The 24916-nt window shown below is 43.3% G+C and carries 20 protein-coding genes and 1 tRNA gene; 18 read left to right on the forward strand and 3 right to left on the reverse strand.

Annotated elements, in window-relative coordinates; genetic code table 11:
• Positions 1-5 precede the first annotated feature (5 nt).
• The 12 genes from whiA to smpB all read left to right on the forward strand — a co-directional run bounded on the left by whiA (position 6) and on the right by smpB (position 12792).
• Positions 6-944 carry a DNA-binding protein WhiA gene (gene whiA / locus V3C97_RS01825; RefSeq protein ID WP_009553133.1) on the forward strand — a complete coding sequence of 313 codons (939 nt, stop codon included), beginning with the start codon at positions 6-8 and terminating at the stop codon, positions 942-944.
• Between the two features lie 77 nt (positions 945-1021).
• Positions 1022-1093 (forward strand) — tRNA-Arg (locus V3C97_RS01830).
• 199 nt (positions 1094-1292) lie between these two features.
• Positions 1293-1880, forward strand: a complete 588-nt coding sequence (gene clpP / locus V3C97_RS01835) for an ATP-dependent Clp endopeptidase proteolytic subunit ClpP (protein ID WP_009553130.1) — start codon at positions 1293-1295, stop codon at positions 1878-1880.
• 266 nt (positions 1881-2146) lie between these two features.
• Complete coding sequence (locus tag V3C97_RS01840) at positions 2147-3172, forward strand: sugar-binding transcriptional regulator (RefSeq protein WP_338434336.1); 1026 nt, start codon at positions 2147-2149, stop codon at positions 3170-3172.
• Positions 3173-3233: 61 nt separating this feature from the next.
• Positions 3234-4250, forward strand: a complete 1017-nt coding sequence (gene gap / locus V3C97_RS01845) for a type I glyceraldehyde-3-phosphate dehydrogenase (RefSeq protein ID WP_009553126.1) — start codon at positions 3234-3236, stop codon at positions 4248-4250.
• Between the two features lie 102 nt (positions 4251-4352).
• A complete protein-coding gene (locus V3C97_RS01850) occupies positions 4353-5558 on the forward strand; it encodes a phosphoglycerate kinase (RefSeq protein ID WP_009553124.1) in 1206 nt (401 codons plus the stop codon).
• A 48-nt stretch (positions 5559-5606) separates the two neighbouring features.
• Complete coding sequence (tpiA, locus tag V3C97_RS01855) at positions 5607-6362, forward strand: triose-phosphate isomerase (protein WP_009553121.1); 756 nt, start codon at positions 5607-5609, stop codon at positions 6360-6362.
• Positions 6363-6462: 100 nt separating this feature from the next.
• A complete protein-coding gene (eno, locus tag V3C97_RS01860; RefSeq protein WP_009553119.1) occupies positions 6463-7788 on the forward strand; it encodes a phosphopyruvate hydratase in 1326 nt (441 codons plus the stop codon).
• A 94-nt stretch (positions 7789-7882) separates the two neighbouring features.
• Positions 7883-9460: a ClC family H(+)/Cl(-) exchange transporter gene (locus tag V3C97_RS01865; protein WP_338434337.1), complete on the forward strand. Its 1578-nt coding sequence runs from the start codon at positions 7883-7885 to the stop codon at positions 9458-9460.
• Positions 9461-9555: 95 nt separating this feature from the next.
• The gene (secG, locus tag V3C97_RS01870; protein ID WP_009553115.1) at positions 9556-9792 is read left to right on the forward strand and encodes a preprotein translocase subunit SecG; all 237 of its coding nucleotides are present in this window, start codon (positions 9556-9558) and stop codon (positions 9790-9792) included.
• Positions 9793-9893: 101 nt separating this feature from the next.
• Positions 9894-12290: a ribonuclease R gene (gene rnr / locus V3C97_RS01875; protein WP_338434338.1), complete on the forward strand. Its 2397-nt coding sequence runs from the start codon at positions 9894-9896 to the stop codon at positions 12288-12290.
• Positions 12291-12327: 37 nt separating this feature from the next.
• The gene (gene smpB, locus V3C97_RS01880) at positions 12328-12792 is read left to right on the forward strand and encodes an SsrA-binding protein SmpB (protein ID WP_009553111.1); all 465 of its coding nucleotides are present in this window, start codon (positions 12328-12330) and stop codon (positions 12790-12792) included.
• An 80-nt stretch (positions 12793-12872) separates the two neighbouring features.
• On the opposite strand, the gene V3C97_RS01885 is transcribed toward smpB, so the two are convergent.
• Both V3C97_RS01885 and V3C97_RS01890 read right to left on the reverse strand, forming a co-directional pair.
• On the reverse strand, positions 12873-13895 hold the full coding sequence (locus V3C97_RS01885) for an ADP-ribosylglycohydrolase family protein (protein WP_338434533.1): 1023 nt from the start codon (positions 13893-13895) through the stop codon (positions 12873-12875).
• Positions 13882-14805 (reverse strand): IS30 family transposase, encoded by a 924-nt coding sequence (locus V3C97_RS01890; RefSeq protein ID WP_003709292.1) that lies wholly within the window; start codon positions 14803-14805, stop codon positions 13882-13884. The genes V3C97_RS01885 and V3C97_RS01890 overlap by 14 nt, the downstream gene beginning before the upstream one ends.
• A 293-nt stretch (positions 14806-15098) precedes the next feature.
• Here V3C97_RS01890 and V3C97_RS01895 point away from each other — a divergent pair, with 293 nt between their 5' ends.
• From V3C97_RS01895 to V3C97_RS01920, 6 genes are all read left to right on the forward strand, one after another.
• Entirely contained in the window at positions 15099-15458 is a 360-nt protein-coding gene (locus V3C97_RS01895; protein ID WP_338434534.1) for a Rib/alpha-like domain-containing protein, read from the forward strand.
• A gap of 64 nt (positions 15459-15522) precedes the next feature.
• Positions 15523-15966 (forward strand): LPXTG cell wall anchor domain-containing protein, encoded by a 444-nt coding sequence (locus tag V3C97_RS01900; RefSeq protein WP_338434339.1) that lies wholly within the window; start codon positions 15523-15525, stop codon positions 15964-15966.
• A gap of 265 nt (positions 15967-16231) precedes the next feature.
• Positions 16232-17494, forward strand: a complete 1263-nt coding sequence (locus V3C97_RS01905) for a cytosine permease (RefSeq protein WP_216543610.1) — start codon at positions 16232-16234, stop codon at positions 17492-17494.
• Positions 17491-18588 carry a DUF917 domain-containing protein gene (locus tag V3C97_RS01910; RefSeq protein WP_338434340.1) on the forward strand — a complete coding sequence of 366 codons (1098 nt, stop codon included), beginning with the start codon at positions 17491-17493 and terminating at the stop codon, positions 18586-18588. Before V3C97_RS01905 ends, V3C97_RS01910 begins: the two co-directional genes overlap by 4 nt.
• Positions 18588-20159 (forward strand): hydantoinase/oxoprolinase family protein, encoded by a 1572-nt coding sequence (locus V3C97_RS01915; protein WP_338434341.1) that lies wholly within the window; start codon positions 18588-18590, stop codon positions 20157-20159. Before V3C97_RS01910 ends, V3C97_RS01915 begins: the two co-directional genes overlap by 1 nt.
• Before the next feature lie 171 nt (positions 20160-20330).
• Positions 20331-20897, forward strand: coding sequence for an NADPH-dependent F420 reductase (locus V3C97_RS01920; protein WP_009553094.1), 567 nt, complete (start codon positions 20331-20333; stop codon positions 20895-20897).
• A 275-nt stretch (positions 20898-21172) separates the two neighbouring features.
• Here the strand turns inward: V3C97_RS01920 and V3C97_RS01925 are convergent, their stop codons facing one another.
• Positions 21173-24682, reverse strand: coding sequence for a Cna B-type domain-containing protein (locus V3C97_RS01925; RefSeq protein WP_338434342.1), 3510 nt, complete (start codon positions 24680-24682; stop codon positions 21173-21175).
• Positions 24683-24916: the final 234 nt, after the last annotated feature.

Raw genomic sequence — 24916 nt, forward strand, 5'->3', positions numbered from 1 at the left:
GCCGGATGTCTTATGCCAGTGACGTAAAGAAGGAACTGACACGTTTAGAAGTTCATATGGACAATGCTAAGGCGGAATTGATGGCTTTAATCCGAATGAATGGTTCGGTCAGCATTGTGCAACATCATTTTGTGCTCAATGTCCAAACGGAGAACCCGGCGATTGCCCGGCGTATTTATCAACTGCTCAAGCAGTTTTACGATGTCGAAAGTGAGTTGCTGGTTCGGCGGAAGATGAAGCTTAAAAAGAATAACCTGTATATTGTACGTTTAAAGTCAGGCAGTGACTATGTACTTAATGATTTGGATATTCTTGCCGGTTTTCAAGTGAAAAAGACCGTACCAGTTGACTTACTGAAAAATGATGCGATGGTTCGATCGTACCTGCGGGGGGCATTTTTGGCTGCCGGATCGGTAAATAATCCCGAAACCAGCCGTTACCACCTGGAAATCTATTCGTTGTATGAAGAACATAATCAGATGATTTGTGAAATGATCAACCGCTACCACCTAAACGCCCGGGTTACTGAACGCCGAAGTGGGTATATTACCTACCTCAAAGAAGCCGAAAAGATTGCTGATTTCTTGCAACTCATTGGAGCGACTAACTCGATGTTACGCTTTGAAGATATTCGGATCGTCCGCGATATGCGTAATTCAGTAAATCGAATTGTGAATTGCGAGACAGCTAATATGAATAAAGTAGCTGACGCAGCTAATAAGCAACTAGCTAATATACGGTATATCGAGCAAACGGTGGGGTTGGAACACTTACCACCAAAATTGCAAGCAGTTGCTGTTGCGCGGATTGCCAACCCAGAAGTCAGCCTTAAAGAATTGGGAGAATTAATTTCTGGGGGACCCATCTCCAAGTCGGGGGTTAACCACCGCTTACGAAAGCTCAATGAATATGCGGAAAAGCTACGTTCAGGTGCTGGAGTATAAAAAAATTAACAACATGTAAAAATTTTACTTGTCAAACGATGATTCGTGGGGTATAGTATTACTTGCATGTTGATATTGCGTCCTTAGTGTAATGGATCGCACGCGAGATTCCGGTTCTCGAAATCGGGGTTCGACTCCCCGGGGACGCACTACTTGTTGAGGCCACATGGTAATTACCATGTGGTTTTTGTTTTATCTACTCGAGCAAACAGATGAGCATAATTGCATATGGATTTAATCAGAACATATAATTTGACCATTACTGACCAAAAGAGTAAACTAGCAGTATATTCAAAGGAGTGCTAAACTCAACTTATACACAAATAGGTTATCAGGGAGGTTTACGGAATGAACTTAGTTCCTACAGTTATTGAACAATCTTCTCGTGGCGAACGAGCTTATGATATTTATTCACGGTTGTTGAAGGATCGGATCATTATGGTATCTGGTGAAATCAATGATGATATGGCTAACGCTATCATCGCCCAGTTACTTTTCTTAGATGCACAAGATTCTGAAAAAGATATTTACATGTATATCAACTCACCAGGTGGATCAGTTTCTGCTGGTTTGGCGATTTATGACACTATGAACTTTGTTAAAGCGGATGTGCAAACCATTGTAATGGGGATGGCTGCTTCAATGGCATCTGTATTAGCAACCGCTGGGACCAAGGGTAAGCGGTTTGCTTTACCACACTCTGAAATCATGATCCACCAACCTCTAGGTGGGGCTCAAGGGCAATCAACTGAAATTCAGATTGCGGCTCAACATATCCTCAAGACGCGGGAATTAATCAATCAAATTTTGGCTGAACACACAGGACAAACAGTTGATAAGATCAATGAAGATACTGATCGGGACAACTTTATGACTGCTCAACAAGCCTTAGAATATGGTTTGATTGACCAAGTGATGGTTAACAAGAGTAAATAACGAACATTAAATTGAAATAAGTATTCTAATTCGGGATTTAATCCCATTGAAGCCGTGATGTGATGCGCATTACGGCTTTTTCTGTCTGTGTGGAAAAATCGCTTACTTTTCTTGCAAAATTAAAATTCACCTGATATAATTCAAAGTGTAATCGAGGTATGGGGATGATTCTGTGAGTCATGTTTATACTTTGTTTTTTTGGAATCACTGGGTCGTTTGACGGCACTGATGGTCAAAAAACGTCCCATAAGAAAGAGGAACTTGCTATGAACCAGGATTTAAAATGGGTCAAAGCCATCGCTCCTGATATGGTCGATGTCATTGAACAACGCTTTAATGTCCTGCGCAATATTGATTGGTCAGCTCCTATTGGCCGGCGGACGCTCGCTCAGAGCTTAGACATTAGTGAGCGTGTGTTGCGAACTGAAACCGACTTTTTGAGAAAACAAGACTTGATTACATCAACAAGGTCTGGAATGGTTTTGACTGCTAAAGGAAAAGAAACTGTTCGGGGTTTGGCCCCATTGATTGAACAACTATCAGGGATGCAGCAGTTAGAGCGGCAGTTATGCCGCAAACTTGGTTTACGCCAATGTTATGTTGTGCCTGGAGATAGTGATCTCCAGTTCCAAGTAGTTGACGCAATGGGCAAAGTATTAAATAATAAACTTAAAGACCTTTTACCCGCAGGAACAAATGTTATCGCAGTAATGGGTGGGTCAACAATGGCTGAAGTTGCTAAACAACTAACAGCTGATCTTTCTGTTAATCGTCAGTTGACTTTTGTTCCTGCTCGTGGGGGTGTCGGTGAACGAATCGACATCCAGGCAAATAATATTAGTGCTCAGATGGCATTGCGGACTAATAGTTTGCACCGCGCTTTGTATGTGCCAGAGCACGTGAGCGAGGATACTTATCGACCTTTACTTGCTGAACCAAGTGTTCGACAAGTTGTCGATTTGATTCGCCACTCAAATGCAGCTATTCATAGTATAGGCGAAGCAGTGAAGATGGCCGAACGGCGGGCTATGCCCCCCGAGGTGATCGCACAGTTGCAAGCTGAGCATGCAGTTGGTGAAGCCTTTGGTTATTTCTTTAACGAAGAAGGTGCAATTGTACATCGTATCCCTAGAATTGGGTTACAGTTAGAGGACCTCGCCACAATGGATTGTGTAGTTGCGGTTGCCGGTGGTGCTTCTAAAGCCAAGGCAATTACCGCCTACGTTAAAATTGCTCCCCCGCAAACATGTCTGATTACAGACGAGGGAGCCGCAAGGATGATTTTAAACTAGTAATGCTTACCACATTACTTTTTAAAATAAATTTTCATTTCCTAAAGGAGGAAATTTTAGTATGACTACTAAAGTTGGTATTAATGGTTTTGGCCGTATCGGTCGTTTAGCATTCCGTCGTATTTTTGCTACATCTAAGGATCTCGAAGTTGTTGCTATCAACGACTTGACTTCTCCAGCAATGTTAGCACACCTTTTGAAGTATGACACTGCTCATGGTCAATTTGAAGGTGAAGTTTCCGCAACTGAAAACGCACTTGTTGTTAACGGTAAGGAAATCCCTGTTTACGCTGAAGCAGATGCCCACAACATTCCTTGGGTAAAGAACGATGGTGTTGAATTAGTTCTTGAATCAACTGGTTTCTACACTTCTGCAGAAAAGGCACAAGCACACTTAGACGCTGGTGCAAAGCGTGTATTGATCTCTGCTCCTGCAGGTCAAATGAAGACTATCGTTTACGGTGTTAACGATGACACTATCACTGCAGACGACAAGATCGTTTCAGCTGCTTCATGTACTACAAACTGCCTTGCTCCTTTAGCAAACGCTGTTAACAAGGAATTCGGCATCCAAGCTGGTACTATGACTACTGTTCACGCATACACTGCAACTCAAAAGTTACAAGATGGTCCAGATCGTAAGAACAACTTCCGTAACGCACGTGCTGCTGCACAAAACACAATTCCTCACTCAACTGGTGCTGCTAAGGCTATCGGTTTGGTTATCCCAGAATTGAACGGCAAGTTAGATGGTCACGCACTTCGTGTTCCTACTATCACTGGTTCATTAACTGAATTAGTTGTAACTCTTGACAAGGATGTTACTGCTGAAGAAGTTAACGCAGCTGTTAAGAAGTACACTGAAAACAATGCATCATTCGGCTACAACGATGACGAAATCGTTTCATCCGATATCATTGGTACAACTTACGGTTCTGTCTTTGACCCAACTCAAACTCAAGTATTGGGTGAAGGCGCAAGCCAAGTTGTTAAGGTTGTTGCATGGTACGACAACGAATCTGGCTTTACTGCACAAATGATCCGTACATTAGAAAAGTTTGCAAGCATGATCAACTAATTTGATTTATTCAAATTACTAATGCTGTAAATGCTCGAGGCGGGAGGAGGTAATAACTCCTTTCGCCTTTTCTTTTAAAAAATCAATGGAGGTTTGCTATTCATGGCTAAACTTATTGTTTCTGACTTACACGATTTAGAAGGTAAAAAAGTTTTAATCCGTGTTGACTTCAACGTTCCAGTTAAGAACGGTGTGATTGGTGACGACAACCGGATGGTAGCTGCATTGCCAACTATCAACTACGTTATCGAACACGGTGGTAAGGCAATCTTGTTCTCTCACCTTGGCCGGATCAAGACTGAAGAAGATAAGAAGGAATTAACTCTCAAGCCTGTTGCCCAACACTTGGCTGACTTGTTAAACAAGAAGGTTACCTTTGTACCAACTACTCGTGGCAAGCAATTAGAAGATGCTATCGCTGCTATGGAAAACGGTGATGTTCTCTTAGTTGAAAACACACGTTTCGAAGATCTTGATGGCAAGAAGGAATCTGGTAACGATCCAGAATTAGGCGCATACTGGGCATCCTTGGGTGATGTTTACGTTAACGACGCTTTCGGTACTGCACACCGTTCCCACGCTTCTAACGTAGGGATTGCTTCCAACATGGAAAAGGAAGGTAAGCAAGCAGCTGCTGGTTTCTTATTGGAAAAGGAAATCAAGTTCTTGGGTGAAGCTGTGGACAACCCTGTACACCCATTCGTTGCTATTCTTGGTGGGGCTAAGGTTTCTGACAAGATTGGTGTTATCGAAAACTTGATCAACAAAGCTGACAAGATCATTATCGGTGGTGGGATGACTTATACATTCTACGCTGCAAAGGGTATCAAGATCGGTAACTCCTTGGTTGAAGAAGATAAGATCGACTTAGCTAAGTCCTTATTAGAAAAGGCTGGCGACAAGTTAGTATTGCCAGTTGACAACGTTGTTGCTAACAAGTTTGACAATGATGCTGATAGCATGGTTGTTGAAGGTGATATTCCTGACGGCTACATGGCCCTTGATATTGGACCTAAGTCAGTTGCAGAATTCAAGGAAGTCTTGAAGGATGCTAAGACTGTTGTTTGGAACGGACCAATGGGTGTCTTCGAAATGCCTAACTTCGCTAAGGGTACTTTGGAAGTTGGTAAGTTCTTAGGTGAATTAACTGACGCAACTACAATCGTTGGTGGTGGTGACTCAACTGCCGCAGTTAAGGAATTAGGCGTTGCTGACAAGTTGACTCACATCTCCACTGGTGGTGGTGCTTCCTTGAACTACCTCGAAGGTAAGACTTTACCAGGGATTGCTGCTGTTTCTGAAAAATAAGCACACTGGTCATTAAAATCACTTAATTTGGGAAAGGATGTATTTAATTTGCGTACTCCAATTATTGCTGGTAACTGGAAGATGAACATGAACCCAACGCAAACTGCAGAATTTGTGCAAGCCGTTAAGGATCAATTACCAGAATCATCTGTTGTTGAAACTGTTATTGCTGCACCAGCTGTTGATTTGCCAGCATTGCTTGAAAATGCTCAAGGTTCACAATTACATGTTGCCGCTGAAAACTGCTACTTTGAAGATGAAGGTGCCTTCACTGGTGAAACTTCACCTAAGGTTTTACATGAAATGGGTGTTGACTACGTTATCATCGGCCACTCCGAACGGCGTGATTACTTCCATGAAACTGATGAAGACATCAACAAGAAAGCTCACGCAATTTTCAAGAACGAAATGACACCAATCATCTGCTGTGGTGAAAGTCTTGAAATTCGTGAAGCAGGTAAGGCTGAAGAATGGGTTAAGGGCCAAATCGAAGCTGCATTGAAGGGTCTTTCTGCTGACCAAGTTGCTAGCTTAGTAATTGCCTACGAACCAATCTGGGCAATCGGAACTGGTAAGACTGCTACTGCTGACCAAGCAGAAGAAATCTGTGCCGTAATCCGGGCAACTGTTGCTGACTTATACGATGAAGAAACAGCTGCTAATGTTCGTATTCAATACGGTGGCTCTGTCAAGCCAGCTAACGTTAAGGAATTAATGGCTAAGGAAAACATCGATGGTGGTTTAGTTGGTGGTGCTTCCTTACAACCAGAATCATTCTTACAATTAGCACATTTCAACGACTAATTCTTTAACGGATTTTCATTGAAACTAAGTAAAAAAACTTATAAAATGAGCTTGGGAAAAGTTTTCTCAAACAGATTTAAAACTCAAAGGAGAGAATTACATGTCTGCAATTACAGAAATTTATGCACGCGAAGTCTTAGATTCACGTGGTAACCCAACAGTTGAAGCTGAAGTTTACACTGAATTAGGTGGCTTTGGCCGTGGAATTGTGCCTTCTGGTGCTTCTACTGGTGAACACGAAGCTGTTGAATTACGTGACGGTGACAAGTCTCGTTACATGGGCAAGGGCGTTTTGAAGGCTGTTGCTAACGTTAACGATGTTATCGCTAAGGAAATCATCGGCATGGAAGTTACTGACCAAGTTGCAATCGACAAGGCTATGATTGCTTTGGACGGTACTCCAAACAAGGGTAAGTTAGGTGCAAACGCAATCCTGGCTGTATCAATCGCTGTTGCTCGCGCAGCTGCTGATGAATTACGTGTACCTCTGTACAACTACATTGGTGGTTTCAACGCTCACGTTTTACCAACTCCAATGATGAACGTTATCAACGGTGGTGCTCACTCTGATAACAAGGTTGACTTCCAAGAATTCATGATTATGCCTGTTGGTGCTAACTCCATCAAAGAAGCTGTTCGGATGGGTTCAGAAACTTTCCACAACTTACAAAAGTTACTGGCTGCTGACGGCAAGGTAACTTCTGTTGGTGACGAAGGTGGTTTTGCTCCTGACTTTGCTAACAACGAAGAACCACTTGAATACTTGATCAACGCTATTGAAGCTGCTGGCTACAAGCCAGGTAAGGACATTGCCATCGCAGTTGACGTTGCTTCTTCCGAACTTTGGGACAACGACTCCAAGAAGTACAAGTTACGTTGGTCAACTGGTGAAGAATTCACTACTGAAGAATTCATCAAGTACCTTGAAGGTTTAGTTGCTAAGTACCCAATCATCTCCATCGAAGATCCTATCGATGAAAACAACTGGGATGACTGGACAACTATCACTTCTGAACTTGGTAAGAAGGTTCAATTAGTTGGTGACGACTTCTTCGTTACAAACACTGAATACTTACGTAAGGGTATCAAGATGGGTGCTGCCAACTCTATCTTAATCAAGGTTAACCAAATCGGTACTTTGACTGAAACTATGGAAGCTATCGAAATGGCTAAGGAAGCTGGCTACACTGCTATCGTTTCCCACCGTTCTGGTGAAACTGAAGATACTACAATCGCTGACTTGGTTGTTGCTACTAACGCCGGCCAAATCAAGACTGGTTCTATGAGCCGGACTGACCGTCTTGCTAAGTACAACCAATTAATGCGGATTGAAGATCAATTGACTGCTGATGTTGCAGAATACAAGGGTATCCACTCATTCTACAACTTGAGCGAACAAGCTCGTCAAGACATCATCAACAAGTAATCAATCTTATTTAAGATAGGTTATAATAAAACAAGAGGCTGCTTTTGCTGCCTCTTGTTTTTCTGTACATATTAATTTAGGGAGTAGTTTCACCATGAAAGCAAAAGCTTTTGTACCCAAAAGGACATTAAATACAACACGTTTTTTGTACATTATTAAAGGACTCTTGGTTGGATTGTTAGTAGGCTTGGTAGTGAGTCTCTTTCGGTTAGCGATTGAGCACCTCTTATTGGCGGTTAAATCTTTTTTTCAATTAACCCATAGCAATCCATGGCTATTATTATTGTGGTTACCAGTTGCTCTGGTAATTTGCCTGGTAAATGGTTATCTGATCAAGACCACCCCCCATATCAAGGGATCTGGGATTCCCCAAGTTGAAGGACAATTAGCGGGCGACCTAGAAATGCAGTGGTGGCCAGTTTTGTGGAAAAAATGGATTGGGGGCGTCCTTGGTATTGGCTCAGGCCTCTTTTTAGGACGGGAAGGTCCCTCAATTCAGTTGGGGGCTGCGATCGGCCAAGGGGTTGCTGAAACAATGAAAAAGCGGGGCTCAAGTCGTCGGGTACTGATCGCTGGGGGAGCAGCAGCCGGGTTGTCGGCAGCTTTTAATGCTCCGATTGCTTCGAGTCTGTTTATTGTTGAGGAAGTTTATCACAATTTCTCGCCATTGGTGTGGACAACTGCTTTAGCGGCTTCAGTTTCAGCTAACTATGTTTCTATGACAATTTTTGGCCTGAAACCAGTGCTTTTACTGGATCCTAGTTCGGCTTTTCCAGTCAAAGATTATTGGCAACTGATTCTTTTGGGGATTGTCTTGGGGCTGTTGGGCTTGGTTTACCAGTACCTAACCCTCAACGCTGGGAAGTTTTATCGTCGCATTCCGGGAATTAACATGAATTATGTTTCATTTATTCCCCTGTTGTTACTAATTCCTATTGCGTATTGGTATCCTGTAACATTAGGTGGGGGAAATGCTTTGATCACAGGGCTGCGTGACCTGCCGGCGAGCGTCGTATTTTTGGCTGGAATCTTTGTTTTACGGTTACTTTTTTCAGTCATGTCCTATGGAACAGGACTACCAGGTGGGATTTTCTTGCCCATCTTGTCCTTAGGGGCAGTAATTGGTGCTTGTTTTGGACAAGGAATGGTTGCTTTGGGGCTAACTTCTTCTGCCCTGGTAGTTGACTTTATTATCTATGCCATGGCCGGGTACTTTGCTTGTATCGGGAAGGCTCCATTTACAGCTATCCTGTTGATTACTGAAATGGTTGGCTCACTCCAACACCTGATGCCATTGGCAGTGGTGTCGTTAATTGCGTACACAGTAGTTGATTTACTGAGGGGGGCACCGATCTATGAAGCCATGCTCAAGGTACTTTTGCGGTCGGACACAGAATATGTTCCGGGTGACTACCAAGATCGCTTAGAGATTCCTGTTTTTGCTGGGTCATACTTGCAGGATAAACAAGTTCGCGATATTCCATGGCCCAAAAACTGTCTTTTGATTTCAATTATGCGCGGTGAAAGTGAATTGCTGCCGCATGGGGATACTGTTATGCGGTGTGGTGATACTTTAGTCGTTTTGACCAAGCACCATGTTCGAGCAGAAGTAAAACGTCAAATTTCTGCTTTAGCTGAACGCAAAGAAACAGAACCAATAGCTGGCAAGTAGCAATGAAAAATTAGCTAGTCACATTGGAAAAAGCAAGTTAATTATGCTAAAATCAGATAATGTATATTGAAGAGTAGAGTAAGGAGGGTGCTTTAGTGCATAATACACTCTTAACATTACTTTTGGTCGTTTCTGTATTGATCATTATTGCGGTGTTGATGCAGCCGGCTAAAACGGATAATGCGGCCGGTTCGCTAACTGGTGGCACCTCAGAATTGTTTAGTAAACAAAAGCCACGTGGGTTTGAAGCCTTTATGCAAAAAGTTACTACAGTATTAGGAGTGTTATTCTTCGTACTCGCACTGATACTGGAATATATTTCAGCACATTAACTTTAACCTATTGGAATTTAACCTTCTGCATGTGATATACAGGAGGTTTTTTTATTGAAAAAGTCGAAATAATAACATTACTGAGATAAGCGAGGAATTTAATGGAAAAAGAACAGTTAAAAGTCGACCTGATGTCACGCTTCATGGCATCGGCAACGGATGAATTTACCGTACAACAATTAGTGGACGAGCTACAAATGACTAAGGCGGGCCAGTTTAAGTTTGTCGTCAAGGCACTGGCTGACCTTGAACATGAACATAAAATTACTTTGAACCAAAATGGTGCTTTCACTCTGGCTGAAGATAAGACTAAGCCTAAGTTTGAAGGGGTCTTTCATGCAAATGACCGGGGTTTTGGTTTTGTTACTATTGATCCGGAAGAACAAGATTTCTTTATCAATCCGACCCAAACCAAGTCGGCCCTCAATGGCGATACTGTTGAAGTTGAGATGGTAACGCCAGGTGATCCTGAAAAAGGAATTCGCCCAGAAGGTAAAGTGACAGCGATCAAGGAACACGCTTTGACCCAAGTGGTAGGGGCGTTTGAAGTCAATGATGAAGAACAGCTTCCTAAAGGAATTTTGGGAACAATGCACATCAAAGACAAGAAGCTGTCAATGTATCGCTTCATGGTGGAAGACACTGGACTTCACCCAGTACCAGGAGAAGTAATTTTGGCTGATATTTCAGCCTATCCAGACCCTCATTTGCCGGGGATTATCAAGGTAGTTGCGATTAAGACCATTGGGAACGTCAACGACCCAGGAATGGATATTTTGGAAATTGTTTACCAACACAACATTCCAACTGCCTTTCCTGAAGATGTTTTGGAACAAATCAAAGATATTCCTGATGAAGTAACAACTGCGGAAAAAGAAGGACGGCGGGATTTAACCGACCAAAAATTAGTTACAATTGATAGTATTGAATCCAAAGACTTGGATGATGCGGTCAACGTATGGCAACTGCCTAATGGTAATTACCACCTTGGCGTTCACATTGCGGATGTATCCCACTACGTAACGCCTGGAACACCTTTAGATCGCGAAGCCTTTGAACGGGGAACGTCGGTTTATTTGACCGACCGGGTAATTCCGATGTTGCCACCAAAGTTATCTAATGGGATTTGTTCACTGAACCCCCACGTAGAGCGATTGGCAATGACTTGTGAGATGGAAATTACTCCTCAAGGGGAAGTTGTCGCTCATGAAATTTTCCCTAGTGTAATCAAGTCTACGGAGCGGATGACTTACGTTGCTATTAACAAAATTTTGGAATCAGATGATGCCAAACTAAAAGAACGGTATGCAGACTTAGTACCAATGTTCCAAGATATGAAGGCTTTGCACAAAATCTTACTCAAGATGCGTAAAAAGCGGGGTGCAATCGAATTTGAGGATACTGAAGCTAAGATTATTGTTGACGAGCAAGGGCACCCAGTAGATATCCAACTCCGGGAACGGGGAACGAGTGAACGAATGGTTGAATCGTTTATGTTAGCAGCCAATGAAACAGTTGCTAAGCATTTTAACGACCTGCACGTGCCGTTCTTGTACCGGATCCACGAAAAACCCAAAGATGAAAAAATCAAGTCATTTTACGAAGTATTGGCTTCCTTTGGGATTGAAGTCCATGGCAAGATTGCAGACTTGGAGCCAAAAGTTTTGCAACAGATCCTCAAGAAGGTTGCCGGCAAGCCAGAGGAACCGATGATTTCGACGTTAATGCTACGCTCAATGCAACAAGCCAAGTATTCTGACCAGCCACTGGGCCACTTTGGGTTAGCGGCGGTTGACTATACCCACTTTACCTCACCAATTCGGCGGTATCCGGACTTGATGGTTCACCGGATGGCTCGCTATTATCGTGAAAACGGTATTGGTAAGGATGCTCAAGCAGAATTTATCAACAAGCTACCTGAGATTGCTACTCATAGTTCTGAGATGGAACGCCGGGCAATTGATGCTGAACGGGATACCGACGCTACCAAGAAGGCTGAGTACATGTCTGACCGTGTCGGTGAGGTCTTTGAAGCAATTGTTAGTTCCGTGACTAAGTTTGGGATGTTCGTACAACTTCCAAATACGGTTGAAGGCCTGATTCACATTAGTGAATTAGGGGATGACTACTACATCTTCTTAGAAAAGCAAATGGCGTTAGTGGGGCGGCGGTATAAACGAACCTTTAGAATTGGTCAACCAATCAAAGTAAAGCTGATTGCGGTAAATGTTGAGCAAAAAGAAATTAACTTCAAGCTAGTTAATGCCAAAGAAATGCCAACCAGTGATCTTTTAGAACGGTTCAAGGATGAAATTCCGGAACGGGATCGCGAGCGGATGGAGGGCAATAAGTATTTCCATAAGCGGAAGTTTGATGACAAGAAGGGTAAAAACTTCAAAGGTGGCTTCAAGAAGAAATACGACCGACACGATAAGCGGGAACACCGGGGCAACAATAAAGACCGTCACCATCGGAACTTTAAGAAACGAAAGTATTAAAAAAACAAATAGTTGTGATGAGGAGGTTTGAACAGCTATGAAGAAAAAACAATTCGACAAACCATTAGCACAGAATAAAAAAGCACGTCACGACTACAATATTTTGAGTACCGTCGAAGCGGGAATTGTGCTTACGGGAACAGAAATTAAATCTGTCCGAGCCAGCCGCATCACTTTGAAAGATGGGTTTGCTCAGATTCGCAATGGGGAAGCATGGTTGATGAATGTGCATATTTCACCATATGATCATGGTAATATTTTTAATCATGACCCGTTACGGAACCGCAAGCTTTTGCTCCACAAAAAGGAGATCCAACGGTTAGTTGGAGAAACAAGCAATAAAGGAATTACACTTGTTCCGCTCAAAGTCTATATCAAAAATGGCTTTGCCAAAGTTTTGCTTGGTGTTGCCAAAGGGAAACATGATTACGACAAGCGGGAAACTATTAAGCGGCGGGATCAAGAACGTGAAATTCGGCGAACCCTCAAGAATTTTCGCTAGGAAAACATATCCACAACAAACCCCTGGGAAGGACGATAGTCCGTTTCCCAGGGGTTTTGTATTATGGTCAGTAAATAATATTAAGTAAATTCGTTTGCCACCCGAATGATTAATTCCCGTAATTCGAGTCGCTTTAAGTAAGTGGCAGGTAACCAGTTAGTATCCTGCTGGCAGATACCGACAATTTGCCCAGTTAAGGCACCAGTTGAATCTGAATCACCACCATGGTTGACAGCGACTTCAATAGCTCGCAGGGGATGGTCCGAATATTTGAGCGCACAGTAAAGTGCAATGGCCAGGGTTTCTTCAGCAACCCAACCAGCTCCCAGTTGGGCGATATTAGTTTGGTCGGGAGCAGAATTGGTAGTTAAATTAATGGCTGTTTGGATACAATTGGCGAAGGTTGTGCAAGCAGGAAGCAAGGCCAAATGCTCTAGAGTAAAATCCAGTGTTGTGTACACAGTAGCGGGGGTAAGCGGGGCTCCTCCTAATAAAGAATGAATTAGGCCAGCCATAAAGCCAGCGGCTAGGCTGCTCAAAGGATGCCCATGAGTAAGAGCAGCACTACGGGCGCCGAGGGCGATGGTTACTGCTAATGGTTCGGAGAGAAAGCCTACCGGGGCAACTCGCATTAGGGCCCCACAGCCTTTACTATTATTGAGCGGTTGGCTTAAAGTTCCTGGTAACTGATGAGCAAGTGCTTGGAGGCAGGTTCGTCCAGGTTCGCGACTGTTAAACAGGTCAGGATAGGAAGTTAGGTAGCTACTAGGGGGATGAGCCATAGCAGTTTGATCTGATTTCCACTGGGTTTCGAGCCAGTCTTGATAACTGCGCCAGAGATTGGTTAGGTGATCGCCTGGTGATAAAAGTCCCAGGGCTGTAAATAAAGTCATTTGTGTGTCATCGGAAATTAAGGGGCGTACTGGAAAGTTAGTGAAGGTCAGGTATTTTACCCCATAGCAATGGTAGACTTCGGTTGGTGATAACATAAATTCGATGGGATAACCTAAAGAATCTCCCAGGGCACCTCCCAGTAGGCAGTTAGTAATTTTTGTATTCGGTAGATTGCAATAAATAACTTGAACAAATTTAATGACGCAGATTAAGCAAAAAGATCTCAATTGGAGTTCGCCAGTTCAAACATTTGAGTGGCCGTGAATTCAGATACCAGTTAATCTGAATCAATTCATCATCACTAATCTCTTCAATTGGCTGACCCTTAGGAATAAATCGCCGTAACACTCGATTACGATTCTCATTACTACCACGTTCATGCGGAGAATAAGCATGGGCAAAGTACAACGGCACGCCGGTATTTTTCTCAATTGATTGGTAGTTGGCGAACTCTTTCCCGTGATCAACCGTCAGTGTCTTGAGATTAGTTCCTAATTGATTAGCTAACTCAAGGATAGCCTTAGTCATTGAAGTGCTATCTCGTCCACCAAGCCGTTTAACGATAGTAAGGCGACTCTTGCGTTCGACAAACGTGGCTACTGCTTGACCTTTGCGCTTGCCAGATAAAACTGTATCAGCTTCAAAATGGCCTGCAATATTACGATCAGAAGCTTCAGCTGGACGATCTTCAATCGAACGACCATGACTGAAAGTCCCACGGGTTTCTTTAGCACGCTTACGACGAATACCATGGTCAGGTAAATCAGTCATCCGAATATCTAGAAGTCCTTGATCGACCCAGTTATAGATAGTCTTGTAGGCGATCCTAACCACATGGGCTACTTGTTCAATTGACCATTTCTGAATCTTGATCTTGTCTTCGATTAGTCGCTTGAGGTTAGCCGTTAATGAGCATTTACGACCACGATAACTAAGTTTAGTTTCGTGGTCGGCTTGCGCACTAGTCGCATGGTATTCACCCTTTAACCGGTGAATTTCATTAAAGATAGTAGTCTTACTAAAGCCCAGGTAATCAGCGATATATCGAAGAGATCGCTTTTCATGACGAAGCGTTTCGATGACAATGCGGTCTGAAAATGATAAGATAGTGGTGCCCATAAAGGTCCTTCTTTCTAATGGAATGTTGTAACGACACCATTAAAGACCTTTATGGGTTTTTCTGTCCACTAAAATGTTCAACTTAAATTTTACAATCTGCCATTCATAAAAAGAGTTGCACCTCACATTGAATTTATAGTTTTTTAGATAGACGAGAAATTATGATAAACAGATAATTGTCGTAATTTAAATTTTATTATTTTAATTAATTTTACTGTTTATATAAAAACTATTTTCTTTATAACTTTTCGAAAAAATAGTAATATTTGGCGAAAATTAAATAATTAGCTTAGATAAAATGTACAGACAAGTCATTCGAACCGCAAGACAGGACTTATAATCTGAAAGATACTGTTAAGCCACAAAACTTCATCACAAATATCAATGATTTACCACAAGGGACAACTTTTGAATGGAACGGCAATGATAGTGTGATTGATACGATTACCGCAGGTTCGAAGATTGGGGAAGTATTGGTAACTTATCCAGATGGTTCCAGTGAGCTAGTAGTTGTTCATGTTGAAGTTAAGAATGCTAATGGCTCCAACACCCAAGCAACTAATGCTACAATCGCAACGCAGGTTCAAGAAGTGCCATTCGGTACTAGTGTAAATGGGAAAAGAATATCGATCAAGCTAATAGTACAGGCTTAGATAAACGTGATACTAGCACACTGATGATACTATCCCGGGTAATCAAGTAGTAGGTGGCCCAACAATGGGCGAGAAGATCGCCCCAACAGTTCCGGGTGACACGGCCAAAGTTGACGATCCAACAAACCTGACTGATGAAGAGAAGCGACAGGTTAAGGAAAGTATTGAAAATGCCAATAAGAACCAGTTCCCAGAAGGTACTCAGGTAACTATTGGTAATGATGGTACGGCTACGATCACCTATCCAGATGGTTCACAGGACGTTATTCCCGGAAGCCAGTTGGTAACCAAGCAAGGAAGTGACGTTGCTAACATCGGTGATGTAAAGAATAACGGTCAAGGAACGACAGCATCGACTCAAGGAGAAACCGCTGATACGACAGCGAAGAAGTTGCCACAAACAGGTGAGCAAGATGCTTCAGCTACTACGGCAACAGGTTTGGGCTTGATCATTCTGAGCTTACTTGGTTTGTTTGGCCTCGGCAGCAAGAAGAGAAAAGAAGATTAGTAGTTAGTCAGAATAACTCACTAGTCTGAAGAGGCACGAAAAGGACGGCAATTGCCGTCCTTTTTGTGTTGTATGATTATCCAAAAAGGAGACTGGCTAAACCAGTCTCCTTTGTTATTTGAAGTATATTTAAAACGTTTTATTAATTTACAATTAAAAATATATGTGTTTTTATTAAAATTATACTTGACATACAACTATCATTATATTAGTATAATGATAACTTTCTCATCGGAAAGTCATCATTTTATTAGGAGGATAGCTTATGGAGAAAAAGCAAAATCAACCTTGGTGGGGTTTAGCCTTTGTTTGGGCAGGTGCTTTGGTTTCAATTCCAAGTATTATCTTGGGGGGAACTTTAGTGGCTGGGATGACCTTTAGCAAGACACTTCTCACCGCATTAGTAGGATACTCACTGGTGGTGGTTATCATGATTTTCCAAGGGATGCAAAGCTCTGACTTAGGTCAACCAACTGTTAAGGCGGCTGAGTATGCCTTTGGGAAGAAGGGGTCACAACGGGTAATCTCTTTGTTAATCACGATTGGATGTTTAGGTTGGTTTGGGATTCAGGCCAATGTTGCTGGGGCATCATTTGTTAAGTTATTGCAATCATTCAATATTACTATTCCCGTCTGGTTTGCAGATGTGTTATGGGGCGTAATCATGGTAGCCACAGCGATTTATGGGATCAAAGCAGTTCGGTGGTTAACATATATTGCCGTTCCATACTTGATCATTGTTGTGATTTATGGCCTGTTTGTCGCATTACATACGACATCATGGCAAAGCTTACTGAGCTACCAACCACAGACGACAATGTCGTTTGCTAGTGGTTTGACAACAACATTGGGAGGCTTCGCTTTAGGGGCAGTTATTGCGGGGGATTATTCGCAGTACACAGCCAAACGGAGTGATGTTGTCAAAGCAGCTATTTTCGGAGTGATTCCAGCAGGGGTGCTGATGATTGCCGTGGGGGCAATTCTAGCTATTGCTTATCATTCCAATGACATCAGTACCTTATTTGTTCGGGTGGCAACACCGATTGTCGGGGGCTTAGCACTAGTTTTAGCTACTTGGAAAGTTAATGTAATTAACGCTTTTTCTGGTGGGATTGCCTTTAACAATTTGTTTGGCATTCCTCAGAAATACCAAAAAGTTATGGTTTTTGGCGTTGGGATGGTCGGAACAGTGTTAGCAATCGTTGGGATCATGAATTACTTTGAACCAGCAATGAGCCTTTTGGGGGCAATGGTTCCGCCAGCAGCTGGAGTGATGTGCGCCACATATTGGGTTATCAACAAAGGTAAAGTTGATGCTGAAGCAGTGGTTCCTGACTATAAATGGATCGGGATCGTTTCTTGGGTCCTGGGAGCTGTGATTGCTGCTGTTCCAGTAGTGCTGAGTTTCTTCCCGCAGGCACCGCACTTTGCAATCAACCCATTAACGGGGATCGTGGTGTCCTTAGTTGCATACTTAGTACTCCATAAATTTGCTGGCAACGCTGAAACTGAGGAGGTTGACGCATGAGAAATTTGACAAGAGAAAATATTGAAAACATTGCTACCGGGGCCTCTTTCATGGGTGCTGGTGGTGGAGGGAACCCCTATATCGGTAAGCTGATGGTTTTGGCAGCTTTGCAACAAGGGGGACAGCCAATCACCTTGTTAGATGTGACTGAGGTTGATCCGGATGCTTTATACATCCAAGTAGCCTGCATGGGGGCTCCGTCTGTTATGATGGAAAAATTTCCCCGCGGGGACGAATTCCAAAAGGTTATTCGAGCTTTAGAAAAACACCTGGGCAAGCAGGTCAAAGGAACATTTCCAATTGAAGCTGGTGGGGTTAACTCGATGATCCCCCTGGTATTAGCTGCTCAGACGGGCTTACCTGTGGTCGATTGTGACTCGATGGGGCGGGCCTTTCCAGAGCTGCAGATGACAACTTTACATTTAGCAGGGGTCCGTTGTGCACCGATGGTAGTTGCTGATGAAAAGGGCAATTTAAGTGTTCTGGAAACAGTAACTGATAAGTGGGCTGAATTATTAGCGCGGGATATGACCGTAGAGATGGGAGCGACCGCATGTGTTGCCCAGTATGCTTCCACAGGGCAACAATTGCAAGATGGTGCTATTCACGGGATTGTTACTAAGTGTGAACAGATCGGAGCAATTGTTCATGACCACAAATTAGGAACGCAAGAAAAGCGCCAAGCTATTGTAGAAGTGACCGGTGGCTACCACTTATTTGATGGTAAGGTTGTCGATGTAATTCAAAAAGTTGTTGGGGGCTTTAACCGGGGGACTATCGTCTTGGAAGGCCTGAATGCAAGTACGGGTCAGACAATGGAGATTAGTTACCAAAATGAAAATCTCGTAGCCCATATTGATGGGCAGCTGGTAATCAGTGTTCCCGATTTGATCTGCTTTGCGGATGTTGATTCATTGGTACCGATTACCACCGAAGAAGTAAAGTATGGCAAGCGAATGACAGTCTTTGGTTTGCCAAGTGATGACAAGTGGCGGACAGAAGCCGGAGTTGACCTGGTAGGACCACGGTATTTTGGTTTTGACTTTGACTTTGTAACTGTGGAAGAACTTCTTCACGAAAGAGGTGCAAAATAATGGCATATCGTTTAGGAATTGATGTTGGTGGGACTAATACTGATGCGGTTATTTTAGATGAAAACAACCGGGTGTTGGCTCAAACCAAGACGCATACAACGGAAGATATTGGCTCGGGAATTGCAACAGCAATTCAGCAAGTATTTGCAGATACAGAAATTGCTAAAGAAGATGTCACGATTGCAATGCTGGGAACAACCCAGTGTACCAATGCAATTGTTGAACGAAAGAAGTTGATTTCTGTTGGGGTACTACGGGTGGCTGCACCTGCTACTCATTCGATCCCTCCATTTACCGACTGGGATCCAGAACTGGTAGCAGCTATTCGCCCCCAAACAGCGATTGTTTCCGGAGGTCATGAATACGATGGGCGGCTGATTGCAGCGGTTGATGAAGATGAAGTGCGGACGGTTCTCGAACAATGGCGGGGAAAGGTCGATGCAGTAGCAATCGTGGGCGCCTTTTCGGCCTTGAATGCGGATCAAGAAGAACAGGTACGCGCAGTCGTGGCCCAAGTCTACGGAAAAGATTTTCCAGTATCGTTGTCGTCAGCGATCGGATCACTGGGATTGATCGAACGGGAAAATGCAACAGTTTTGAATTCGGCCTTATTCGCGGTTATCGAAAAAGTTACCAGCGGCTTTGCCAATTCATTGCGGGACGTAGGCGTTACTGATGCTAGTTTGTTCTTGTGTCAAAATGATGGGACTTTGATGGCATTGGATTATGTACAAAAGTATCCTATTTTTACCATCGGTAGTGGGCCAACAAACAGTATCCGTGGAGCTGCGTTCCTGTCGGAGCTGAAGGATGCAATTGTGCTAGACATCGGGGGAACCACCTCTGACTTAGGGGTTTTGGTGAATGGTTTTCCCCGGGAATCATCGATTGCAGTCAATGTTGGTGGAGTAAAGACGAATTTCAGAATGCCTGATATCAACTCAATCGGGATCGGTGGTGGGACAGTTGTCCACCAACACGATGATGGGACGTTTACGGTTGGCCCGGATAGTGTTGGATACCGGATTACAGAAAAAGCCCTTGTCTTTGGGGGTGATGTCTTGACTTTAACAGATGTTGCTGTGCGGTTAGGTAAGGCCAACCTGGGAGATCCAGAAAAGGTTGCCCACGTGGACTTTGATTTAGCCCAAAAAGTGGAGCAGCAAGTCAAGCAGATGTTGGAAGATGCGATTGATTCGATGAAGACCCAAGCGGGAGATGTTGATTTAGTTCTCGTTGGTGGGGGTGCGATCGTAGCGCCAGCTACCCTTAATGGGGTTAAGCAAATTCACCAGGACCAATTAGGAGCAGTTGCCAACGCTATTGGGGCTACTATTGCTCAAGTTGGGGGCGAATACGAGAAGATGTATTCTTATGATGCAGTTGACCGAGAAGATGCTTTGGCGGATGCGACAGAGGCTGCTAAACAACAAGCCTTGAAAGCCGGGGCACGGGCTGAAACGGTTAAGTTGGTTGAAATGACCGAAACGGCGATTGCATACGCACCGGGGAATACGACCCGGGTTAAAGCCAAGGTTGTGGGTGAGATTGAATTAGATACCTTGGGCTAAAGTACAATCAAAAATAAAATGTTATATACATTGTGAAAAGAAGGGAGATTAACGCCCTTCTTTTTTGCTGTGCTAGTTAAAAATGGATATAGGGAAGTGTGATCTGGATTCTTGTGTTTTATAAAACAACATATTATAATGTAAATAATAAAATAACAAGAGACGATAAAAATGAAAATCACTATCTTAGGTAAAGGTAATATGGGTCAGGCGATTGGCAAGAACTTAGCTATGGGGAACGAAGTTGAATATTTTGGATCTCACGACGTCGTTTCAAATTTTGGTGATTTAGTTGTGCTAGCGGTTCCATATCCAGCTTTGGCTAAAATTGCTGACCAATATCATCAAGAATTAGCAGGGAAGGTAGTTGTTGATATTACTAATCCGTTGAACTTTGATACTTGGGATGAATTGATGGTGCCTGCAGATAGCTCAGCTGCCCAAGAACTGCAAAAACTACTTCCGGAAAGCAAGGTTCTTAAAGCCTTCAATACAACATTTGCTGGGACTTTGACCAGTGGTAAGGTGGGAACAACCCCAACAACAGTTTTGGTAGCTGGAGACGATGCGGCTGCCAAGGAAAAATTATTTACTGCGCTAGCAGCTAGCCCACTGCAAGTACTAGACGCGGGGAAACTGAAGCGGGCTCGGGAAATGGAAGCAATGGCCTTCTTGCAAATGACCTTAGCTGCTGGAGAAAAAATTTCCTGGAATGGTGGTTTTGGGGTTAATAAATAATAGCTGACTAATTTGAATAAATATTATTCTGACTTAACGCAAAAGAAAGGTGAGTGGGAAATAACCTTTGTGGCAAGTCGTTGAGCTAAGCTAGGACAAGGGAAGGCGCAAGCGCGGCAATCTGAATCCGTACTTAGCTACTAGACTTGCGGGTATTTTCCACGTTATCGTTACCCTTAGTGCATAAAAAGCGGGAATGGAGAAAACATTTTTCTCTATTCCCGCTTTTAAATTGATCATGATGGGCATTAACAAAAGTTAATCAATCCATCAAATTAATTCTTTCTCCGTTTCCGGTCAACGCCACTTAAGCCCAAGGCACCCAAGAACATGGTTGCAGCTAATGCCAATAGTGAGTGATCATTTTCACCAGTTTGAGGCAATTTCCGCTCTTGCAAGCGAGTAGCTACAGTTACTGGTGCTTTAGAGGTCTTAGGCACCACGTGTGGTTTAACGGAAGTGTCCTTTGCAGTAACTTTAGTAGATGGTTCAGTGGTTGGTTGCTCTGGCTTGCTTGGTTCAGTAGGCTTAGTTGGTTCGTTTGGCTTATTTGGTTCATCAGGCTTATCAGGAACAACGATGATTTGATCTTTCTTATTTACAAAGAGGATCTCGTAAGTATCGATCATTGCATCACTAGCAACCTTGGTCAACTGTCCCATTTGTTCAACATGGTAACCGGCACTAGCTGATTCAACTAACTTAAACTGTGCGCCAGTTGGTAACCCAGTAATAGTTCCTACCCAGTTGCCTTTTTCATCAACGTGGCTAGCATCCAGGGTCACTGTTCCGACAAGTTTTTGTTGGCCATCAACTTCTTGGTAAACATCAACCGTAATAGACTGTGGACGCTTAGTCGTTTCGTTGTCATCATCCCATTGCTTTACCACTTTAATCGTAACCGTCTTGTCCTTCTTAGTGTTAGCTAAGGTAAGGTTATACACATCGACTTGTGGATCAGGCGAATCAACCTTGGTCAAGTTACCAACCTCTTCTGTATAGTCTGGAATATCATCCCCGTTAATGTCTACCGGTTCTTCGGCAAACTGGTAGTCGATGTTAGTTGGGAGATCTTTCAAGGTGGCTTGCCAGTTGTTTTCTTTTGATAAAGTAATAGTAGTTACTTTATAAGTTACCCCGTCAATTACAGTTGTCACATCAACTAAGACATGGTCAGGGCGATCTTGTTCGCTGTCATTGTGCCATACTTTTTTAATAACAATATCCTTGGTGCGGCTATCTTCAGCAGCAAAACCGGAGAACATACCACCGTTACCACCGATCCCACCACCAAAGGCGGCGATATTATTATGGATTTGGACTGATGCCAGCATCTTGGCTAACTTCTTTGCGTCCTCACTCAGATTGCTCTTGAGCCCAGTATCATCCGGAATCGTAGCATCTGTTAATGGATCACCGTTCAGGGTATCGCGGTCGTGGGTCCAGTTAGCATCACTACCACCGAGCGCACGGCTATGAACTTCGACATTAACGCCAGTATTCTTTTCTTCGTGATAGAAATCAGCCCCCATGTTTTGGGCAGTATTATCAAAGAGGGCCCAGCCATTAGTGATGTTGATCGTTGTATCACCAGTTGGGCAAGCCCAGATCCCACCACCAACACCGCCAACGAAGATATCTTTAAAGACCGTATCGCCGCTGTTATTTAAAACGGTTGTTGGGTCATCTGGATTGGTAACTGAGACTAATTTTCCGTGGAGAATGTCCGGACCATCAATAGTTACGGTCCCAGTGGTAGATTTACCACTAATAATATTTGTAATTGTTGCCTGATAAGTGTTAGGACTTTCTTTAACCGCTGTATTGAGGGAAATCTTATAGATGGTATCACCGATCTTGAACGTCATTCCGTTACTATTGTCACTAGCTTGGTTTTCATAAATCGCAGCGTTTGAGATCCGCAAGTTATATGGTACTTGTCCTACATAGATCCCACCACCTTGGATGTTGGCAATATTATTGGAAATGACAGCACGTTTAATCTCTACCCCGTCGGTGTTGATATACATACCCCCGCCGACATCAGCAGAAATATTTTTATCAATCAGGACGTCATCAAGCACAACGTGGGTGTTATTTGTTTTTTCATTGTTAGGGGTTGGTTCTTCGTAAATAGCCAGTCCACCACCACCACGGGTACCATTGATCCGAGTATATGGGTTGTCTAGAATTTCATCGCCAATGTAGCCGACTTTATTCTTGGTGATTTCCGTCTTGCCATCGATTGTTACGTTTGCTAGTCCAATGATAGCAATCCCCCCACCAGCGACTGCACCGGTATTGCCCGTGATCTTGGCCCCGTTGATAGTTACTTGGGCGTTCGGGAGTTTTTCGTAGTTGCCAAGTGTGACGATCTGGCGACCTCCGATCATGATTGCACCATAGTAGCCCCCAATGTTGTCTTCAAAAGTTGTCCCTTTGATGTCAACCTTACAGCCCGGATTGATAGCTAAGGCTCCGGCAGCTAGTGGCACTTGTGGATCTTGCTTATTGGCTGATCCGTACACTTGGCCTGGAAGAGAACCTGGTTGAATAGAGTTGTTACTGAAAACAACGTCAGCCCCCATACTACCTTGAGCTTGACCGCTTGTTCCAGGATATGTGAAGAAAGTGACCCCAGCTGAGTAATTATAGGTAGTAATATAAGTGATCCCGGTAGCAAATAAAGTATTGTTCCGAATTGAAGTATGTCCGGTTAGGTCTAATCGGGACTGACCCCCAACCACAAGGACCGTTCCGCCAGGAATATATGGGTAAAAGCCAAAACCAGCGGCAGTATAGAAGTCGTGGACATCTACGTTGTTAAACGTAGCATGACCATAAATAGCAATGTTAGCTTTAGGATTTTTGCTATCTAGATACGTTACCCAACCACTATTTTTAGGGGGGAGCTGCATACCGGGTTGTTCTGTGGCCGGATTTGGATTTTCACCATTTGGCCGTGTCAAAGCAATTCCTGCCAACCCAGTAGTTGGATCATAACTCCCATCTAAGTATAAATTACCTCCTGTTTGGACGAACCATTGGTCACCTAAAAAGATCGTCCGCCGTTGACCATCATTAGTAATATGAATATTTTGTCCCTTTTTGATGACCACAGTTGTGTTACCAAGATTGATATCGTTAACCAGGCGGAGAACAGTTTCGGTACCATCGGTAGCAGCGTTGGTAATCGCGTTGATGAAGGTATCTGCGTCGTTAATATCTTGCGCAGTTGTAGCTGCCGCTAAGCGGGCGGTAGCTTTGGGGGTTGCCGTTTGCACTTTATTTGCTGTATATAAGGAAGATGTAGATTTATTTTCTGGATTGGCAGTTGACGCTTGAGTTTGTTGATTAGAAGTAGTTACTGAATTACTAGGAGTGTTCGTTGCTTTTACTTCAGAGTTGCTAGGATCTTTAGTTGCTGAAACCGTGGAAGTATTGGTTGTGGGTTCAGGAGTGGCTGTCTGATCAGTTGGGGATGGAGTGGCATTTTCACCACTGTTTGTCTCCGTTGAAGAAGCGGTTGTTGCAGATGAGTTGTGCAGGACGACCTGCTTTTCCAGATGGGCAGTTGTCGTTGCATCAGCAGTGGCATGTTCCGTATTATCAGCATTAGTTGGAGCTGAAGTAGTAGCAGCGTGAGCCGTAGTGCTGTTGCCGAGATAAAAGGCAGTCCCAATTAATACTGAAGCCACACCAACTGACAATTTTCTAAGCGCATAACGTGGCTTTTGATTAGCTGTTTGCTTGCTTTTTTCAAACTGATTGTTACGTGAAAACATAGTGATCCTCCCCTTTAAAATAAACATATATTATAAGTTAACCATAACACTATTACGCTTTTTAGGTAGCACTTTTTTGATTGCTATAGCGGGGATTGACACACTTTAGCCACTATATCTATGTTATTTTAATAAAAATTGCTTTATTTTTAAAAAATAAAAATAAAGCTTAAGCTGGTGCTGAGAGGAGCAAGAAGTTGCTAACATATCTTTTGGTATAATATGGGGCAAAGA

The organism is Ligilactobacillus saerimneri (assembly GCF_036689625.1).
GTDB lineage: Bacteria > Bacillota > Bacilli > Lactobacillales > Lactobacillaceae > Ligilactobacillus > Ligilactobacillus saerimneri.

What these genes read in the sequence shown, in the direction of transcription:
- V3C97_RS01925 (WP_338434342.1), bottom strand. Translation starts at nt 24,682, where the DNA reads ATGTTTTCACGTAACAATCAGTTTGAAAAAAGCAAGCAAACAGCTAAT.
- V3C97_RS01910 (WP_338434340.1), top strand. Translation starts at nt 17,491, where the DNA reads ATGAGAAATTTGACAAGAGAAAATATTGAAAACATTGCTACCGGGGCC.
- V3C97_RS01900 (WP_338434339.1), top strand. Translation starts at nt 15,523, where the DNA reads ATGGGCGAGAAGATCGCCCCAACAGTTCCGGGTGACACGGCCAAAGTT.
- smpB (WP_009553111.1), top strand. Translation starts at nt 12,328, where the DNA reads ATGAAGAAAAAACAATTCGACAAACCATTAGCACAGAATAAAAAAGCA.
- V3C97_RS01840 (WP_338434336.1), top strand. Translation starts at nt 2,147, where the DNA reads ATGAACCAGGATTTAAAATGGGTCAAAGCCATCGCTCCTGATATGGTC.
- V3C97_RS01865 (WP_338434337.1), top strand. Translation starts at nt 7,883, where the DNA reads ATGAAAGCAAAAGCTTTTGTACCCAAAAGGACATTAAATACAACACGT.
- gap (WP_009553126.1), top strand. Translation starts at nt 3,234, where the DNA reads ATGACTACTAAAGTTGGTATTAATGGTTTTGGCCGTATCGGTCGTTTA.
- whiA (WP_009553133.1), top strand. Translation starts at nt 6, where the DNA reads ATGTCTTATGCCAGTGACGTAAAGAAGGAACTGACACGTTTAGAAGTT.
- V3C97_RS01905 (WP_216543610.1), top strand. Translation starts at nt 16,232, where the DNA reads ATGGAGAAAAAGCAAAATCAACCTTGGTGGGGTTTAGCCTTTGTTTGG.
- V3C97_RS01915 (WP_338434341.1), top strand. Translation starts at nt 18,588, where the DNA reads ATGGCATATCGTTTAGGAATTGATGTTGGTGGGACTAATACTGATGCG.
- eno (WP_009553119.1), top strand. Translation starts at nt 6,463, where the DNA reads ATGTCTGCAATTACAGAAATTTATGCACGCGAAGTCTTAGATTCACGT.
- rnr (WP_338434338.1), top strand. Translation starts at nt 9,894, where the DNA reads ATGGAAAAAGAACAGTTAAAAGTCGACCTGATGTCACGCTTCATGGCA.
- V3C97_RS01850 (WP_009553124.1), top strand. Translation starts at nt 4,353, where the DNA reads ATGGCTAAACTTATTGTTTCTGACTTACACGATTTAGAAGGTAAAAAA.
- clpP (WP_009553130.1), top strand. Translation starts at nt 1,293, where the DNA reads ATGAACTTAGTTCCTACAGTTATTGAACAATCTTCTCGTGGCGAACGA.
- V3C97_RS01890 (WP_003709292.1), bottom strand. Translation starts at nt 14,805, where the DNA reads ATGGGCACCACTATCTTATCATTTTCAGACCGCATTGTCATCGAAACG.
- V3C97_RS01920 (WP_009553094.1), top strand. Translation starts at nt 20,331, where the DNA reads ATGAAAATCACTATCTTAGGTAAAGGTAATATGGGTCAGGCGATTGGC.